This window comes from Saccharopolyspora karakumensis (genome assembly GCF_004349225.1).
Lineage (GTDB): Bacteria > Actinomycetota > Actinomycetes > Mycobacteriales > Pseudonocardiaceae > Saccharopolyspora > Saccharopolyspora endophytica.
The window spans coordinates 91580-106855 of sequence record NZ_SMLA01000005.1; the positions used below are offsets into that span (position 1 = coordinate 91580).

Consider the following 15276-nt stretch of genomic DNA (forward strand, 5'->3'; position numbering starts at 1 on the left):
TCGACGAGCACCGCAGTCCCGCGCCGGTCATGACAGGGGCAGGGGGCGGCCCAGGACCGCGAAGGGCCTGGGATCGCCGGTGAAGCTGTAGTTGCGCAGGACGTCCTGGAAGCCGACGCGCTGGTACAGCTTCCAGGCGCGGGTCGGGCCCTCCGGGGTCGACAGCAGGACCTTGCTGCCGGGTGCTCCGGCGAGCAGCTTGCGCAGGATCTCCTCGCCGAGGCCGGCGCCCTGCGCGCTCGGGTGCACGTGGAGCTCGGTGAGCTCGAAGTAGTCCTCCAGCCAGGACTCCCCGCCGACGCCCGTGGTCGCCAGTCCTTGGCGGACCTGCTCGTGCCACCACTGCCCCGGGGCGCCGAGGTAGCCGTAGCCGATGCCGGTGAGCTCGTCGTCGTCGTTGAACGCGCCGATGCAGCGCCAGCCCGCGCGGAGCATGTGTGCCGACCACATCGGGGCGCGCTGCTGGGCGGTCACCGGTGGGTAGCCCATCGCGGTCACGTAGATCCGGAGGGCTTCCGGGAGTCTCGCTCGCAACTGTTCGGCGGTCAGTTCGAATACCCGGTCGCAGCTGGGAGATGGCGCAGCGGTCACGGGCGAACACTAACGCCTCTCGCGTCCGAGGTCTTTCCTGCTCCCGGGCAACGCTGTTCGCCCGGGGCTTCACGTCCGCACCCACTCGAACAGGTGAGCTACAGCGCATCGCTTGAGTCGATCTCCGTTCGACGCTAATCTGGGTTTGTTCGAACGAGAGTTCGACGAACTCTCGTTCGAACCTCGGTCCGGTGGTGGGGTGGGGGAAGCACCTCACCACCGGGCCTCACCGCTGAAGGGAGAGAGCCGATGTCTTATCCCACCGACCTGTCGATCCCGTCGCCGCGCTACTCCGTCGAGAACCAGGGACCCACGCCGGAGGCGGACACGCCCGCCGGTGCCCTCTCACTCCTGCTCCACGCGCGAACCTGCCTGCACGAGGCCGAGACCGCGGATCGCCCGGGTGAGCGATTCATCGCCGCGCACCTCGCCGCGCTGCGGGCCGCCACAGCGGTGGTCGTGGCGCGCGCCGCGCCTCGTGAGGACAAGCGTCCGGCGAGCGTGTGGCAGTTGCTCACCGCCGCCGCACCAGAACTGCGCGAGTGGGCCGCCTACTTCGCCGCGCGCTCCAACCGGCGGGCCGCTGCCGAGGCCGGCGTCCGGACCACGACCGACGCGCACGCCGACGAACTGCTGGACAACAGCCGGGAATTCCTCGGGATCGTGGGGCGGAGCCTGCTGGGGGCGACGCGTGAACGGTACTGACGTGGGACTCGACTACGGACGCATGCTCGATCAGCTGGGCGTCGAAGCGCAGCTGCTGACCGCCGCGACGCACGACGTGCACGCCGACGCACCGGTGTTCAGCGCGTCCGGCCGCACGGTCGGCCAGACGCTCCGGCACCTCGGTGATCTGTGCGAGGACGTGCTGTGCTGGCTCGGATCTCCGGAGGCGCAACGCCACTGGGACCTGCCCGCCGAACCAGACCTGCGGGAGCTGACCAACCGGTTCGCCGTCCGGATGGCCGACCTGCTCGCCGAGTTCATCTCCCGGCCGCCGGACGACCCGTGCCCGACCTGGTGGCCCGAGCAGCACACCGTGGCCTTCTGGGTGCGGCGGATGTTGCACGCCACCACCGTGCACCGCGCCGACGTGCAGACGGCGGCGGGCATCGAGCACACGCCGATCGATCCGGAGGTCGCCGCCGACGGCATCGACGAGGTGCTGCGGGCCTGGTTCGGCTACCGGCTGCACTCGCTGCAGATCACCGCGACCCGGCCTTGCTCGGTCGGCGTGCACGTGCCCGGACGCAACTGGTTGGTCACCGCGGACCCGAGCGGTGCCGCGGTGACCAGCTCCGAGGACGTGGCCACCACGACCCCGGACGCGGTGGTCGGCGGCGACCCCAGCGCCGTTTACCTGTGGATGTGGGGTCGCTTGCCCAACCGCGCCGTGGAGACCAGCGGCGATCCGGACGCCATCGCCCAGCTCTGGGGCCTGCTGCAGCTGGCGACCCGGTGACCACCGGCCCGGCGTGGCCGGTCCGGCGAAATTCGATTGCCCTCAGCGAGGAGGTGACACATCGTGGGCGGATGCTGATCCGCCGCGAAACCACCGCCGATCTCGCCGCCATTCGCCAGGTGCACTCCGCGGCCTTCGCCGACGCCGAGAACCCGCACCGCGTTCCGGTCGAGGTCGGGCTCGTCGACGCCCTGCGCGCGGGCGACGCGTGGCTTCCCGCGTTGTCGCTGGTCGCCGAGCGTTCCGGGGAGCTCGCCGGGCACGTGGTGTGCAGCCGGGCGCACGTGGGCGCGGTGCCGGTGCTGGCGCTCGGGCCGATCGGTGTGCCCCCGGAGTCGCAGCGCGCGGGCATCGGATCAGCGCTCATGCACGCCGTGCTCGGCGCCGCCGACGCGCTCGGCGAACCGCTGGTCGCGCTGCTCGGCCACCGCGAGTACTACCCCCGGTTCGGCTTCGAACCCGCCGCGGACCTCGGCATCACGCCGCCGGTGCCCGAGTGGGCCTCGCACTTCCAGGTCCGCCCGCTGGCCGCCTACGACCCGGCCGTGCGCGGCGATTTCGCCTACGCCGCACCGTTCATGCAGCTGTAGCGGCGCTCACGCCCGCAGCCGGAGACCTTTCGGCGTGGCGCGGAACCCAGCCTCGGTGAGGACCTCCGCCAGCCGCGAACCCCAGGCGCCTTCGCCGTCGGCCCGCTCGACCGCGAGCTGGTCGAGCCAGCCCTCGCGCACCACCCGGGCCAGACCCGCTGCCGCCGCTCGGAGCGCGGCGTCGTCGTCGGTGAACGACAGCAGCGACTTGCCGCCGCGCTCGACGTAGAACACCGCCTCACCGGCCACCAGCACCACCAGCGCGCCGGCCTTCCGGCCCGGCCGGTGCCGGGTGTCGCCCATCGGCGCCGGCCAGGCCAGCGCCCCGCCGTAGGGCTGCGCAGGATCCGCGGCGGCAAGCACCACCGCATCGCTGCTCGCCTCGTCGTCGCCGGCGAGCGCCCGCAGCCGGTCGATCGCACCCGGCACCGCGAACTGCGCGGCGCCGAGCCCCTCGATCACGTAACCGCGTCGGCAGCGCCCGGACTCCTCCATCGCCCGAAGCACCTTGTACACCGCCGAGAACCCGCCGGTCACCCGCTCGACGTCCAGGGCACCCCGGGTCAGCACCCCGTGCCGTTCCAGGAACGCCTCGGCGCGGGCGTGCGCGCGGCGCGTCGGCTCGGCGGCGGTCTGCGGGGCGAGCGACCAGCGTCCGGACACCGTCGGAGGTCCGCCGCGCGGCGGCATCGACGGGCGTCCGGCGCGCAGCCGCGCGTACCGGCCGCGTGGCGCGCTGCGACGCGGTTTGTGCGCGGCACCGCGACCGGAGACCAGGGCGCGCAGCGGGGCGAGGGTGTCGTTGGTGACCGCCCCTGCCCAGACCAGGTCCCACAGCGCGGTGGTGATCGCGTCGTCGGCGGGTGCGGCCTCCTCCTGCTCCAGCAGCAGCCCACCGGCCCGGTCGGCCAGCTGCCGGAAGAACAGCGCACCACCCCCCAAAGAGGACAGAACGGCCCGGTGCAGCGGCGAATCCGTCGAATCCTCCGGGAGATCCGGCAGCAGGAGGTCGGCGACATCGGTGGGGGCCAGCGCGATCCACCCGTCACCGCCGGCCAGCGAGCCCGACCCCACCCAGCTCACCTCACCGGTCGCGGTCAGCTCGTCGAGCAGGGCGGGGGAGTAGCCGGGCAGCCGCGCGGGCAGCACGAGCGACTCCAGCGCGCTCGCCGGAACCGGTGCCCCGGCGAGCTGCTCGACCACCGAGTACACGTCGTCGACGGTCGGAGCGGTGCGCAGCCGCGCGCCGATGCCGTGCCACACCGGCAGGAACCGGCCCAGCGCAGCGGGTTCCACCGGTTCGACCTCGGCCCGCAGTCGAGCCAGCGACGCCCGCCGCAACCGGCGCAGCACCTCGGCATCGCAGTAGTCCAGCGCACCCCCGCCACCGGCCTCCAGCGGGCGCAACTCGCCGCGCACCAGGCGTCCGGAGCCGGTCAGCCGGTCCAGCACGCCGTGCACCACGGCCACGCCCAGCCCGAACCGCCGGGCAGCGGCATCGGCGGTGAACGGACCGCGGCAACGCGCGTAGCGGATCAGCAGCTCGGCGAGCGGATCGGCCACCGGCTCGGTGAACGCCTCCGGCACGCCGACCGGCAGTGCGACGCCGAGCGCGTCGCGCATCTTGCCCGCGTCCTCGATCGGGATCCAGCGCTGCTCGCCGGCCATCCGGACCTGCAGGACGCGGCGCTGCTCGGCCAGCTCATCGAGCCATTCCGGCCGCACACCGCGCTTCTCGGCCTCCGATGTGGACAGATCGCCGAGGAAGCGCAGCAGGTCGGCCGCGCCTTCGGCGTCGCGCGCGTGGCGTTCGGGGGCGAGCCGCTGCAACTGCTGCTCGATCTCCTCCAGGGCCTCGGAATCGAGCAGTTCGCGAAGCGCCTCCGAGCCCAGCAGCTCGGCGAGCAGCGTCGAGTCCAGGCTCAGCGCCGCCGACCGGCGCTCGGCCAGGGGTGCGTCGGTCTCGTAGAGGAACATGCCGATGTAGCCGAACAGCAGGCTGCGCGCGAACGGCGACGGCGTCGGCGTCTCGACCTCGACGACCCGCACCTTGCGCGCCGCGACCTGCTGCATCAGCTCGGTCAGCCCCGGCACGTCGTAGACGTCCTGCAGGCATTCCCGCATCGCCTCCAGCACGATCGGGAACTGCTCGTACTGCGCCGCCACGGTGAGCAGCTGGGCTGACCGCTGCCGCTGCTGCCACAGCGGGGTGCGGCGCCGGGGGTCCCGGCGCGGCAGCAGCAGTGCCCGCGCCGCGCACTCCCGGAACCGGGCGGCGAACAGCGCCGAACCGCCGACCTCGTCGGTGACCATCTGCTGCACCTCGGCCGGTGGGAGCAGCACGTCCTCGGCGGTCGGCAGCACCTCGGCGCCGGAATCGTCGAGCGCGTCGGCCAGCCGCAGCACGATGCCGTCGTCGGAGGAGGCGATCTGCGGTTCGATCCCCCGCCGTTCCCTGATCCGCGCGCCGACCGCCAGCGCCCACGGCCCGTTGACCTGGGCGCCGAAGGGGGAGTGGATCACCATCCGCCAGTCGCCGAGCTCGTCGCGGAAGCGCTCGACCACGATCGTCCGGTCGTCCGGCACGTGCCGCGTGGCGCGCCGCTGCTCGTCCAAGTAGGACATCAGGTTGTCGCGGGCCCACTCGTCCAGCCCCGCCGCCGTGATGCGCTCCCGGGCGTCGTCGCCATCCGCGCCGGTCAGCTCGCGGACGAAGGCGCCGAGAGCGCGGCCGAGCTCCAGCGGCCGTCCGGGTTGATCGCCCTTCCAGAACGGCATGCGCCCGGGCTCGCCCGGCGCCGGGGTGACGATGACCCGGTCGTGGGTGATGTCCTCCACCCGCCACGCGCTCGTGCCCAGCAGGAACGTGTCGCCGACGCGGGATTCGTAGACCATCTCCTCGTCGAGCTCGCCGACCCGCACGCCACCGCGCCCGGCCTCCTCGTCGCCGGGCGTGGTCACCGTGAACAGGCCCCGGTCGGGGATGGTGCCGCCGGAGGTCACCGCGAGCCGCTGAGCGCCGGGGCGGGCGCGCAGCTCGTCGTTGACCCGGTCCCACACGATCCTCGCCCGCAGCTCGCCGAACTCCTCGCTGGGGTAGCGCCCGGCGAGCATGTCCAGCACCGCGTGCAGCGCCGAGTCCGGCAGTCCCGCGTACGGGGCCGAGCGGCGCACCAGCGCGGCGAGCTCGGCCACCGGCCAGTCGTCCATCGCCGCCATCGACACGATCTGCTGCGCCAGCACGTCCAGCGGGTTGCGCGGGTAGGAGATCGATTCGATCAGCCCGCCCGCCATCCGCTCCGACACCACCGCGCACCCGACCAGATCGCCGCGGAACTTCGGGAACACCACGCCGCGGGAGACCGCGCCGACCTGGTGACCGCCGCGCCCGATGCGCTGCAGCCCGGAGGCCACGGTCGGTGGCGTCTCGATCTGCACCACCAGGTCGACCGCGCCCATGTCGATGCCCAGCTCCAGCGACGAGGTGGCCACCACGCACGGCAGGTGCCCGGACTTGAGCTCCTCCTCGACCACGGCCCGCTGCTCCTTCGACATCGAGCCGTGGTGCGCCTTGGCCACCACCGGCGGAGCTCCCGAGCCGATGCCGGAACCGCCGACGGCCTCCGCCGGGAACCGGGTCATCGGCTCCGGCTGCTCGGCGGCGAGCTCGTTGATGCCGGCGGTGAGCCGTTCGGCCAGCCGCCGCGAGTTGCTGAACACGATCGTCGAGCGGTGCCGGCGGATCAGTTCCAGGACGCGTTCCTGGACCGAAGGCCAGATCGAGGTGTGCTGCTCGGCCGCCTGCTCGCCGGTCTCGCCGGTGGACGCGCCGAGCTCGGCCATGTCCGGAACCGGCACCTCGACCCGGACCTCGACCTCCTTGGGGTGGGCGGGCTGCACGGTGCGCACCGGCCGACCGCCGGCAAGGTAGGTCCGGACCTCCTCGACCGGTCGCACCGTCGCCGACAGCCCGACGCGCTGCGCGGGGCGGGCCAGCAGCTGGTCGAGCCGTTCCAGCGACAGCGCCAGGTGCGCTCCGCGCTTGGTGCCCGCGACCGCGTGCACCTCGTCGACGATCACCGTCTCCACCCCGGCCAGCGATTCGCGCGCGGCCGAGGTCAGCAGCAGGAACAGCGATTCCGGGGTGGTGACCAGCACGTCCGGCGGTGTGCGGGCGAAGGAACGTCGCTGGTCGGCGGGGGTGTCGCCGGTGCGGATGCCGACCTGGATGTCCGGCGGCTCGCCTCCCAGCCGCTGGGTGGCCTGCCGGATCCCGGCCAGCGGCGCGCGCAGGTTGCGCTCCACGTCGACGGCCAGGGCTTTCAGCGGTGACACGTAGAGCACCCGGCAGCGCTTCTTCGGCTCCGCCGGCACGCCCTCGGAAGCGAGCCGGTCCAGCGCGGAGAGGAAGGCCGCGAGCGTCTTGCCGGATCCGGTCGGCGCCACCACCAGGGCGTGCTCGCCCGCCGCGATGGCCTGCCACGCGCCCCGCTGCGCCTCGGTGGGCGCGTCGAAGGCGCTGCGGAACCAGTCGCGGGTCGCGGCGGAGAAACCGTCCAGCACGTCGCTCATGCTCCCCATGCTGGACCACGACACCGACGAACGGCGCTGGTGATGACGCTCGTCGGGCCCCGAGGTCTACCGGGGCAGCGGGGGCGGGCCGTTCACTTCCGGTTCTGCCAGAAGAAGCGGATGGCCAGCACGATCACGGCGATCAGCGTCGCGGCGATCACCACTTGGCCCAGCGGGGTGGACATACCGGTCGGATCGGTCTGCAGGAGCAGCACACCACCAGCGTACGGGCGCCACGTAGGCTGGTCGACGATGCGCCACACCGCTTTCCGCCAACGCATGGCCGAGGAGTTCGGCAGGGTCCGGTCCGAGATGCTCGCCCAGGACCACGTGTTCTCGGCCCTCGGAGGACGCACCGTGGACCAGGCACTGGAGGACGGCTACACGACCAAGGAGGTCTGGGCCGCGGTCTGCGAGACCTTCGAGGTCCCCGCTGAGCGCCGCTAGGGGCTGTCTGCTCGGCGGAACCGAGCGGCTCCGCCGCTCCTAGCTCCGGGCCTCGTCCTCCTGCTGGAAGTCGGCCCACGGGTTCTGGGCGCTGATCTGCTGCTGCTCGGTGCCCCCGACCTCGCGGTAGTGGTCGTAGGCGCGGCGGCGCTCCTGGCGCATGTGCTCGAGCCGGTCCGCTGCGACCCGTCGTCGCTGCTCAGGCGTGGCGTGGTTCTCCGCGACGGCGAGTTCGTCGGCGCACATCGGTTCCAGTTCGGAGATCCTCCGCTCGTCGGCGATCACCGACTGCGGGTCCTCCTGGACCGGCGGTTCGTGGTGGCGGTAGCGCACGTAGGGGTTGTCCTCCGGGAGTCCGCCGCTGACCCGGCCGTAGAAGCCGAAGAACATCAGCACCAGACCCGCGACGAAGCTGAACACCACGTTGCTCATCGCGAAGGCGAACACGTTCCACGGGGTGTTGAGCAGGCCGAGGTTGATCAATCCGGACAGGAAGAACAGCACCCCGATGGCGGCCGTGGTGGTGGAGGCGACGGGGCCGCCCCAGGCCGCGGCGGCGACCAGGACGACGCCGACGACGATCGACACCACGGCGAGCAGGCCGTTGCTGGACAGCCCCAGCACGTCGACTCCCTCGGTGGTGAACAGCGGGACCCGGTTGGCCAGCCCGAGCCCGCCGAAGACCATCAGGCACGCCCCGAACACGGCCGCGGCGATCCGGTAGAAGCGGTTCAGCGGGTGTTCCGGTGGTAGGTAGCGATCCATGCGCATTGCGGGCACCTCCTGCGAGCGAGGTAATCCCGAGTGTCCACCTGTGGTGTGCTGATCGCACTGTCACTCGACCAGGTGATGCATCCGGCGTGTCGGCATGACGCTCGAACATCCGTTCGCTTAGTATTGGGGATGCGGACCGGGAAGGCCCGCAAACCCCGCGAGTCGGATTGTCGGTCCCAGCCCGTAGCGTCTGAAACGACGTGAACGACTCGCTCCCCAGAGAGTCGCCCGAAGACCCGACTCGAAGACTTCACCGAGGTGGACCCCGATGGCAGCAGCGACACCGGACAAGGGCAAGGCGCTGGAGCTGGCGCTCGCTCAGATCGACAAGCAGTTCGGCAAGGGATCGGTCATGCGGCTCGGCGACGACTCGCGGCCGCCGGTCGAGGTCATCCCGACCGGCTCGATCTCGCTGGACGTCGCACTGGGCATCGGCGGCCTGCCGCGCGGTCGTGTCGTGGAGATCTACGGCCCGGAGAGCAGCGGTAAGACCTCGGTGGCCCTGCACGCCGTGGCCAACGCCCAGAAGCTCGGCGGCACGGCGGCCTTCGTCGACGCCGAGCACGCGCTGGACCCGGAGTACGCCAAGGCGATCGGTGTGGACACCGACGCGCTGCTGGTCTCCCAGCCGGACACCGGTGAGCAGGCGCTGGAGATCGCGGACATGCTGATCCGCTCCGGTGCGCTGGACGTCATCGTCATCGACTCGGTGGCCGCGCTGGTGCCGCGCGCCGAGATCGAGGGCGAGATGGGCGACAGCCACGTGGGTCTGCAGGCCCGCCTGATGAGCCAGGCGCTGCGGAAGCTGACCTCCGCGCTCTACAACGCCAAGACCACCGCGATCTTCATCAACCAGCTCCGCGAGAAGGTCGGCGTCATGTTCGGCTCGCCGGAGACCACCACCGGTGGTAAGGCGCTGAAGTTCTACTCCTCGGTGCGGCTGGACGTGCGCCGGATCGAGACGCTCAAGGACGGCTCCGACGCGGTCGGCAACCGGACCCGCGTGAAGGTCGTCAAGAACAAGGTCGCGCCGCCGTTCAAGCAGGCCGAGTTCGACATCATCTACGGCATCGGCATCAGCCGCGAGGGCTCGCTGATCGACATGGGTGTCGAGCAGGGCATCATCCGCAAGTCGGGTGCCTGGTACACCTACGAGGGCGACCAGCTGGGCCAGGGCAAGGAGAACGCCCGCAAGTTCATGCGGGAGAACCCGGACGTGGCCAACGAGATCGAGAAGCGGATCAAGGAGAAGCTCGGCATCGGCGCCACCCTCGACGCCGAGGGCGGGGACAGCGCCGCCGAGCCGGCGCCGGTCGAGTTCTGATCGACGCCTTGGCACGGATGAACGACGGAGGAACGCGCCGGGGGCGGGGTCGTCGCGCCCCCGGCGCCGAACCTCGCGATGGTGAGGCGGCGGAGAAGAAGCAGCCTCGCAAGCCCGAGGACCCCGCCGCGCAGGCCCGCGACATCGTGTACCGGCTGCTGGCCAGTCGCGCTCGCAGCCGGCTCGAACTGCGGCAGGCGTTGCTGCGCAAGGACATCGAGGAGGACGTCGCCGACGGCGTGCTGCAGAAGTTCGCCGACGCGGGCCTCATCGACGACGCCTCGTTCGCCGAGGAATGGGTGAACCAGCGCCAGCGCTCCCAGGGCCTGGGGCGCAAGGCGCTGGGCTTCGAGCTGCGGCGCAAGGGCATCGACGAGCACCTCGTGGAGTCGGCTCTGTCCAACGTGGACAACGATGCCGAGGCCGAGCGCGCTCGCGAACTGGTGCAGCGCAAGCTGCGCAGCACCGGATCGCTCGACTACACCGCGAAGGTGCGCCGCCTGGTCGGCATGCTCGCCCGCAAGGGCTACTCCGAAGGCCTGGCCTACCGCATCGTCAAGGAGGAGATCGACAACGCCGGCGACGCGGCGGACTCCGACTTCTCCTGACCCCTGGCGGATTCTGGGCCGTTGGGGTGAACCCCGGTGAATACCGTGAGCGGAGCTGACCGCTCTCCCTGGGCTCCAGCGCGCCGCGTGGACCGGCGCAGCGGACGTCGGTCGCGCTCGACGGACCTGGGGGACAAGGTGAGTCAGACCGCGCGAACGCCAACGCAGAACCCGTACGTGGCTCAACCGAAACCGAAGTTCGGCGGGCTGGCGTGGACGGCGCTCATCCTCGGAATCGTCGGGGTCTGCGGATCGATCCTGCCGATCCTGAACAACGCCACGGCCCTGGCCGCGCTCGTCGGTCTGGTGCTGGGCGTCATCGCGCTGTTCGGAAGCCGGAAGGTGCCGGCCGGACTCGGTGCGGTGCTGTGCGCGCTGGGGGTCGCCGCCACCGCTGTGCTCCAAGGGCCCGTGGTCGCCGAGATGGACCGGGTGCTCTCCGGTGCGCAGCAAGAACAGCCGCCGTCGAGCGCACCGGCCCCCGCTCTGCGACTGCCGTTCGGCGAGCGGCACACCTGGCCGAAGGGGCGGACGATCTCGATCCTGCCACCCGTGCACTACGAGGAGACCAGCCAGTTCTCCCGTCCTCCCGAGGGGAGGCGGCACGTCCAGTTCGACGTCTCGGTGCGCAACGGCGGTGACATCGCCTACAACGTCATCAACGCGACGATCACCGTCACCCACAACGGACGGCTCGCCCAGCAGCACTTCGGTGCGGGCGACCCGATCCCGGTGGGGCAGCTGCCTCCGGGCGGAGAAGCGCGTTACACCGTGGTTTTCGAGATCGGGGCCGAGCCGGGCGAGCTCCAGGTCAGCGTGCAACCGACGTTCGCCGCTGAGGAGACCGCCTGCTTCGCCGGCCCGATCTGACTGTGGGACGTGGGTACCAGAACATCGGTGGCGCGTCGTAGGGTTCCTGGTCATGACGAAGTCGAGGAGCCCGCAGCACATCGTGTGGGACTGGAACGGAACACTTCTTGACGACAACCACGCGGTCGTGGCCGCGGTGAACAGCGTGTGCACCCGGTTCGGCCGGGAGCACATCGACATCGACGAGTGGCGCACGATCTACAGCCGGCCGCTGCGCGCCTGCTACGAAACCCTCCTGCGGCGCGAGATCGCCGAGGACGACTGGGCCAGCGTCGACGAGCTCTACCACGTCGCCTACCGGGAACTGCTGGATTCCTGCGGCATGACCGAGGGCGTGCCGCACGTGCTGCAGGACTGGGCGGCGACCGGCCGGACCCAGTCGCTGCTGTCGATGTGGTTCCACGACGAGCTGGTCGAGCTGGTCACGGCCCGGGGTTTGCACGAGCTCTTCGACCGGATGGACGGCCTGCGCACCTCGGTGGGAGGCGGTTCCAAGGACGAGCACCTGCGCGCCCACCTCAAGGTGCAGGAGCTCGATCCGGCCGAGGTGGTGCTCATCGGCGACGTCCTCGACGACGCCCACGCGGCCGAACAAGCCGGTGCGCAGTGCGTTCTGGTGACCACCGGAGTGATGGACCGCACCAAGCTGGAGAAGTCCGGATACCCGGTCGTGGACTCGATTCCGGAGGCCCTCACCCTGCTCGCGGCGTGAAGCCGGGGCGCCCGCATCGGCGGGCGCCCCGAGCATCAGCGCAGCGCGGCGGCCTCGGCGGCCAGCTGCTCGATCGTCGCCCAGTCGCCCGCTGCCAGCAGGTCCTTCGGCGCGAGCCAGGAACCGCCGACGCAGCCGACGTTGGGCAGTGCCAGGTAGTCCGGCGCGGTCGCCGGGCTGATCCCGCCGGTCGGGCAGAACCGCAGGTGCGGCAGGGGGCCGGCAATGCCCTTGAGGAACGGCACTCCGCCGCTGGGCTCGGCGGGGAAGAACTTCATCGCGCTCGCCCCGCGCTCGGCCAGCCGCATCGCCTCCGACACCGTTCCGGCACCCGCCAGGTACGGCACTCCGGAGGCGTCCAGGTCGTCCAGCAGCCGGTCGGTGGTGCCGGGGGTGACCAGGTAGCGAGCACCGGCGTCGGCGGCCTGCTTGGCCTGGCCGACCTCGGTGATCGTGCCCGCCCCGGCGACCATGTCGGGCACCTCGGCCGCGATGCGTTCGATGGCCGGGAGACCGGCCGGAGTGCGCAGGGTGACCTCGATGGTCCGGATACCGCCGCGCAGCAGCGCTTCGGCCAGCGGGACGGCGTGCTCGGCGTCGTCGAGGGCCACGACCGGCACCACGGGCGCCAGGTCGAAAACGTCGGCTGCGGTGTTCATCTGCTCGTCCAATCGCGTCGGGGCGGTGGTTCCGCCGCTGGTCATACTCGCACCTGCGGGTGCGCCTGCCCGAACACGCTCGCGCCCTGGTCCGCGCGGCCGACGGCCTGGCGGAAGGCGGCGAACAGCTCGCGCCCGGTGCCGAACGGCGTCGGGTCCGCTCCGCGGGCGGGTTCCCGCGCGGTGAGCTCGTCGTCGGGCACGAGGGCTTCCAGCGTGCCCCGGTCGGCGTCCAGCCGGATGACGTCGCCGTCCTGGATGCGCGAGAGCGGCCCGCCCGCGGTGGCTTCCGGGGTGAGCTGGATGGCGGCCGGGATCTTGCCGGAAGCTCCCGACATCCGGCCGTCGGTGACCAGCGCGACCTGGTGCCCGCGATCCATCAGCACGCCCAGCGCCGGGGTGAGGCCGTGCAGCTCGGGCATGCCGTTGGCCTGCGGGCCCTGGTTGCGGATCACGACCACGACGTCGTGGTCGATCTCGCCCGCGGAGAAGGCCGCGGTGAAGTCGTGCTGGTCGTCGAAGACCCGCGCCGGCGCGGTCACGGTGCGGTGCGTGGTGGCCACCGCCGACACCTTGATCACCGCGCGTCCGAGGTTGCCCTCCAGCACGCGCAGTCCGCCGTCGGGCGCGAACGGGTCGTCGACGCCGCGCAGCACGTCGGTGTCCAGGCTCTTGGCGGGACCGTCCCGCCACACCAGCTCGCCGTCGTCGAGGAACGGCTGCTGCCGGTAGCGGTCGAGGCCGGGGCCGGCGACGGTCTTGACATCCGCGTGCAGCAGGCCTGCGTCGAGCAGTTCGCCGATGAGCGTCTGCACGCCACCGGCCGCCGCGAAGTGGTTGATGTCGGCGGAACCGTTCGGGTAGACCTTCGCCAGCGACGGCACGACCGCGGACAGCTCGGAGAAGTCGTCCCAGGTCAGCTCGATGCCCGCGGCTGCGGCGATGGCCGGCAGGTGCAGCGTGTGGTTGGTCGAGCCGCCTGTGGCCAGCAGCGCGACCACGCCGTTGACGATCGCCTTCTCGTCGAGCAGCTCCCCGATCGACGTCCGCCCCTCGCCCTGACCGAGCCGCACGACCTGGCGGCCGGCTTCCTCGGTGAGCGCCTTGCGCAGCGGAGTGCCCGGCGGAACGAAGCTGGAACCGGGCAGGTGCAGGCCCATGACCTCGACGACCAGCTGGTTGGAGTTGGCGGTGCCGTAGAACGTGCAGGTACCGGGGGAGTGGTAGGAGGCGGACTCGGCCTCCAGCAGGTCTTCGCGGGTGGCCTTGCCTTCGGCGAAGAGCTGCCGAATGCGGCTCTTCTCGCGGTTGGGCAGGCCCGAGGGCATGGGGCCGGCCGGCACCAGCAGGGTCGGCAGGTGGCCGAACGCCAGCGCGCCGATGAGCAGACCGGGCACGATCTTGTCGCACACCCCGAGCATCAGCGCCCCGTCGAACATCTCGTGGGACAGCGCCACGCCGGTGGCCATCGCGATCACGTCGCGGGAGAACAGCGACAGCTCCATGCCGGTGCGGCCCTGGGTGATCCCGTCGCACATCGCGGGCACCCCGCCCGCGAACTGCGCGACACCGCCTGCTTCGCGCACCGAGTCCTTCAGCCACGCCGGGAACTCGTTGTAGGGCTGGTGCGCGGAGAGCATGTCGTTGTAGGCCGACACGATCGCCACCCCGGGCTTGCTCACGCCGCGCACCGCGAGCCGGTCGGAGCCGCTGCAGGCGGCGAAACCGTGCGCGAGGTTGCTGCAGGGCAGTTCGGCCCGGACCGGGCCCTGCGCAGCTGCGGCGTTGATGCGTTCGAGGTAGGCGGAGCGGGTCCGCTCGCTGCGTTCTGCGATGCGGCGGGTGACCCGCTCGACGACGGCGTGCAGTGGCGCCATGATCGCCTCCGAAGGTGAGCTGGACAAACGGGCGACGACGTTGGCGCCACATGGCGCGGGTCACACTAGTGGGTGTGGCCTGGATTTCACAATCGATCCAGTCCATGGGAACTCGTTCCCGCCGGACACCGACCGTGCGCGATCATGGTCGCGTGGCCCCGACGGTGAATGGAGTGGTTGTGAGGATTCGCCTGCTCGCAGTGGCGGCACTGGCCGCCGTCCTGACCGGGTGCGGGCAAGCCGAACCCGCGGCGCCGCCACCACCTCCGCCCGCCCCGGAGGTCCCGGCCGCACCGCCGAGCTCCTCCGCGGGAGGCGACGTGGAGCTGGGCAGCTCGCCGACGCTGACGGCGATCAAGCAGCGGAAGCGGCTGCTGGTGGGTGTGCGCGCCGACCAGCCGGAGTTCGTCACGCGCGACCCCGCGGGCGGCTACCGGGGCTTCGACGTCGACATCGCCCGCGACATCGCCCGCCGCATCGGTCTGGACCCCACCACGCAGGTGCAGTTCCGGCGTCTGCCCCCGACGCTGCTGCGCGACGCGGTCGCCGCCGGCAACGTCGACGTCCTGCTCGGCGGCACCGCGGACGTCCCGCAGCTCGCGCAGATCCCGTACGCCGTCACGGACACCGAGCGGAACCTGGTCATCAAGGCCGACGACCCCAAGCTCGCCGAAGAGCTCCGGGGAATGCTGCAGGCCGCGATCGCCGACGGCACCTGGCAACGAGCCCACGACCAGAACCTGGCACCTCAGGGGATCTCGGCTCACCCGTGACGTGAAGAGGCGCCTCC

The 15276-nt window shown here is 71.6% G+C and carries 15 protein-coding genes; 9 read left to right on the top strand and 6 right to left on the bottom strand.

Features of this window, described 5'->3' with window-relative positions; translation table 11 throughout:
- Positions 1–27 precede the first annotated feature (27 nt).
- The gene (locus E1202_RS05295) at positions 28–591 is read right to left on the bottom strand and encodes a GNAT family N-acetyltransferase (RefSeq protein WP_132681421.1); all 564 of its coding nucleotides are present in this window, start codon (positions 589–591) and stop codon (positions 28–30) included.
- 249 nt (positions 592–840) lie between these two features.
- Between E1202_RS05295 and E1202_RS05300 the strand changes: the two genes are divergently transcribed.
- The 3 genes from E1202_RS05300 to E1202_RS05310 all read left to right on the top strand — a co-directional run bounded on the left by E1202_RS05300 (position 841) and on the right by E1202_RS05310 (position 2643).
- On the top strand, positions 841–1296 hold the full coding sequence (locus E1202_RS05300) for an SAV_6107 family HEPN domain-containing protein (RefSeq protein ID WP_132681422.1): 456 nt from the start codon (positions 841–843) through the stop codon (positions 1294–1296).
- Between the two features lies 1 nt (position 1297).
- On the top strand, positions 1298–2053 hold the full coding sequence (locus E1202_RS05305) for a maleylpyruvate isomerase N-terminal domain-containing protein (RefSeq protein WP_132681423.1): 756 nt from the start codon (positions 1298–1300) through the stop codon (positions 2051–2053).
- 71 nt (positions 2054–2124) lie between these two features.
- On the top strand, positions 2125–2643 hold the full coding sequence (locus E1202_RS05310; RefSeq protein WP_132681424.1) for a GNAT family N-acetyltransferase: 519 nt from the start codon (positions 2125–2127) through the stop codon (positions 2641–2643).
- Positions 2644–2649: 6 nt separating this feature from the next.
- Here E1202_RS05310 and E1202_RS05315 read toward each other — a convergent pair whose 3' ends face one another.
- On the bottom strand, positions 2650–7215 hold the full coding sequence (locus E1202_RS05315; protein ID WP_132681425.1) for an ATP-dependent helicase: 4566 nt from the start codon (positions 7213–7215) through the stop codon (positions 2650–2652).
- A gap of 92 nt (positions 7216–7307) precedes the next feature.
- Entirely contained in the window at positions 7308–7430 is a 123-nt protein-coding gene (locus tag E1202_RS32510; RefSeq protein WP_268952292.1) for a hypothetical protein, read from the bottom strand.
- Between the two features lie 37 nt (positions 7431–7467).
- On the opposite strand from E1202_RS32510, the gene E1202_RS05320 reads away from it, so the two are divergent.
- Positions 7468–7662, top strand: a complete 195-nt coding sequence (locus tag E1202_RS05320) for a DUF3046 domain-containing protein (RefSeq protein ID WP_132672581.1) — start codon at positions 7468–7470, stop codon at positions 7660–7662.
- Positions 7663–7701: 39 nt separating this feature from the next.
- On the opposite strand, the gene E1202_RS05325 is transcribed toward E1202_RS05320, so the two are convergent.
- A complete protein-coding gene (locus tag E1202_RS05325) occupies positions 7702–8433 on the bottom strand; it encodes a DUF4383 domain-containing protein (RefSeq protein WP_235877727.1) in 732 nt (243 codons plus the stop codon).
- A 271-nt stretch (positions 8434–8704) separates the two neighbouring features.
- On the opposite strand from E1202_RS05325, the gene recA reads away from it, so the two are divergent.
- From recA to E1202_RS05345, 4 genes are all read left to right on the top strand, one after another.
- A complete protein-coding gene (recA, locus tag E1202_RS05330) occupies positions 8705–9760 on the top strand; it encodes a recombinase RecA (RefSeq protein WP_132672583.1) in 1056 nt (351 codons plus the stop codon).
- A gap of 17 nt (positions 9761–9777) precedes the next feature.
- The gene (locus E1202_RS05335; protein ID WP_132681426.1) at positions 9778–10368 is read left to right on the top strand and encodes a regulatory protein RecX; all 591 of its coding nucleotides are present in this window, start codon (positions 9778–9780) and stop codon (positions 10366–10368) included.
- A gap of 177 nt (positions 10369–10545) precedes the next feature.
- Entirely contained in the window at positions 10546–11238 is a 693-nt protein-coding gene (locus E1202_RS05340) for a DUF4352 domain-containing protein (protein WP_132681427.1), read from the top strand.
- A 52-nt stretch (positions 11239–11290) separates the two neighbouring features.
- Positions 11291–11950 (top strand): HAD family hydrolase, encoded by a 660-nt coding sequence (locus E1202_RS05345; protein ID WP_132681428.1) that lies wholly within the window; start codon positions 11291–11293, stop codon positions 11948–11950.
- A 35-nt stretch (positions 11951–11985) separates the two neighbouring features.
- Here the strand turns inward: E1202_RS05345 and eda are convergent, their stop codons facing one another.
- Both eda and edd read right to left on the bottom strand, forming a co-directional pair.
- Complete coding sequence (gene eda / locus E1202_RS05350) at positions 11986–12609, bottom strand: bifunctional 4-hydroxy-2-oxoglutarate aldolase/2-dehydro-3-deoxy-phosphogluconate aldolase (RefSeq protein ID WP_132681525.1); 624 nt, start codon at positions 12607–12609, stop codon at positions 11986–11988.
- 41 nt (positions 12610–12650) lie between these two features.
- Entirely contained in the window at positions 12651–14486 is a 1836-nt protein-coding gene (gene edd / locus E1202_RS05355; RefSeq protein WP_132681429.1) for a phosphogluconate dehydratase, read from the bottom strand.
- A 179-nt stretch (positions 14487–14665) separates the two neighbouring features.
- Here edd and E1202_RS05360 point away from each other — a divergent pair, with 179 nt between their 5' ends.
- Positions 14666–15259 carry a transporter substrate-binding domain-containing protein gene (locus E1202_RS05360; RefSeq protein WP_132681430.1) on the top strand — a complete coding sequence of 198 codons (594 nt, stop codon included), beginning with the start codon at positions 14666–14668 and terminating at the stop codon, positions 15257–15259.
- Positions 15260–15276: the final 17 nt, after the last annotated feature.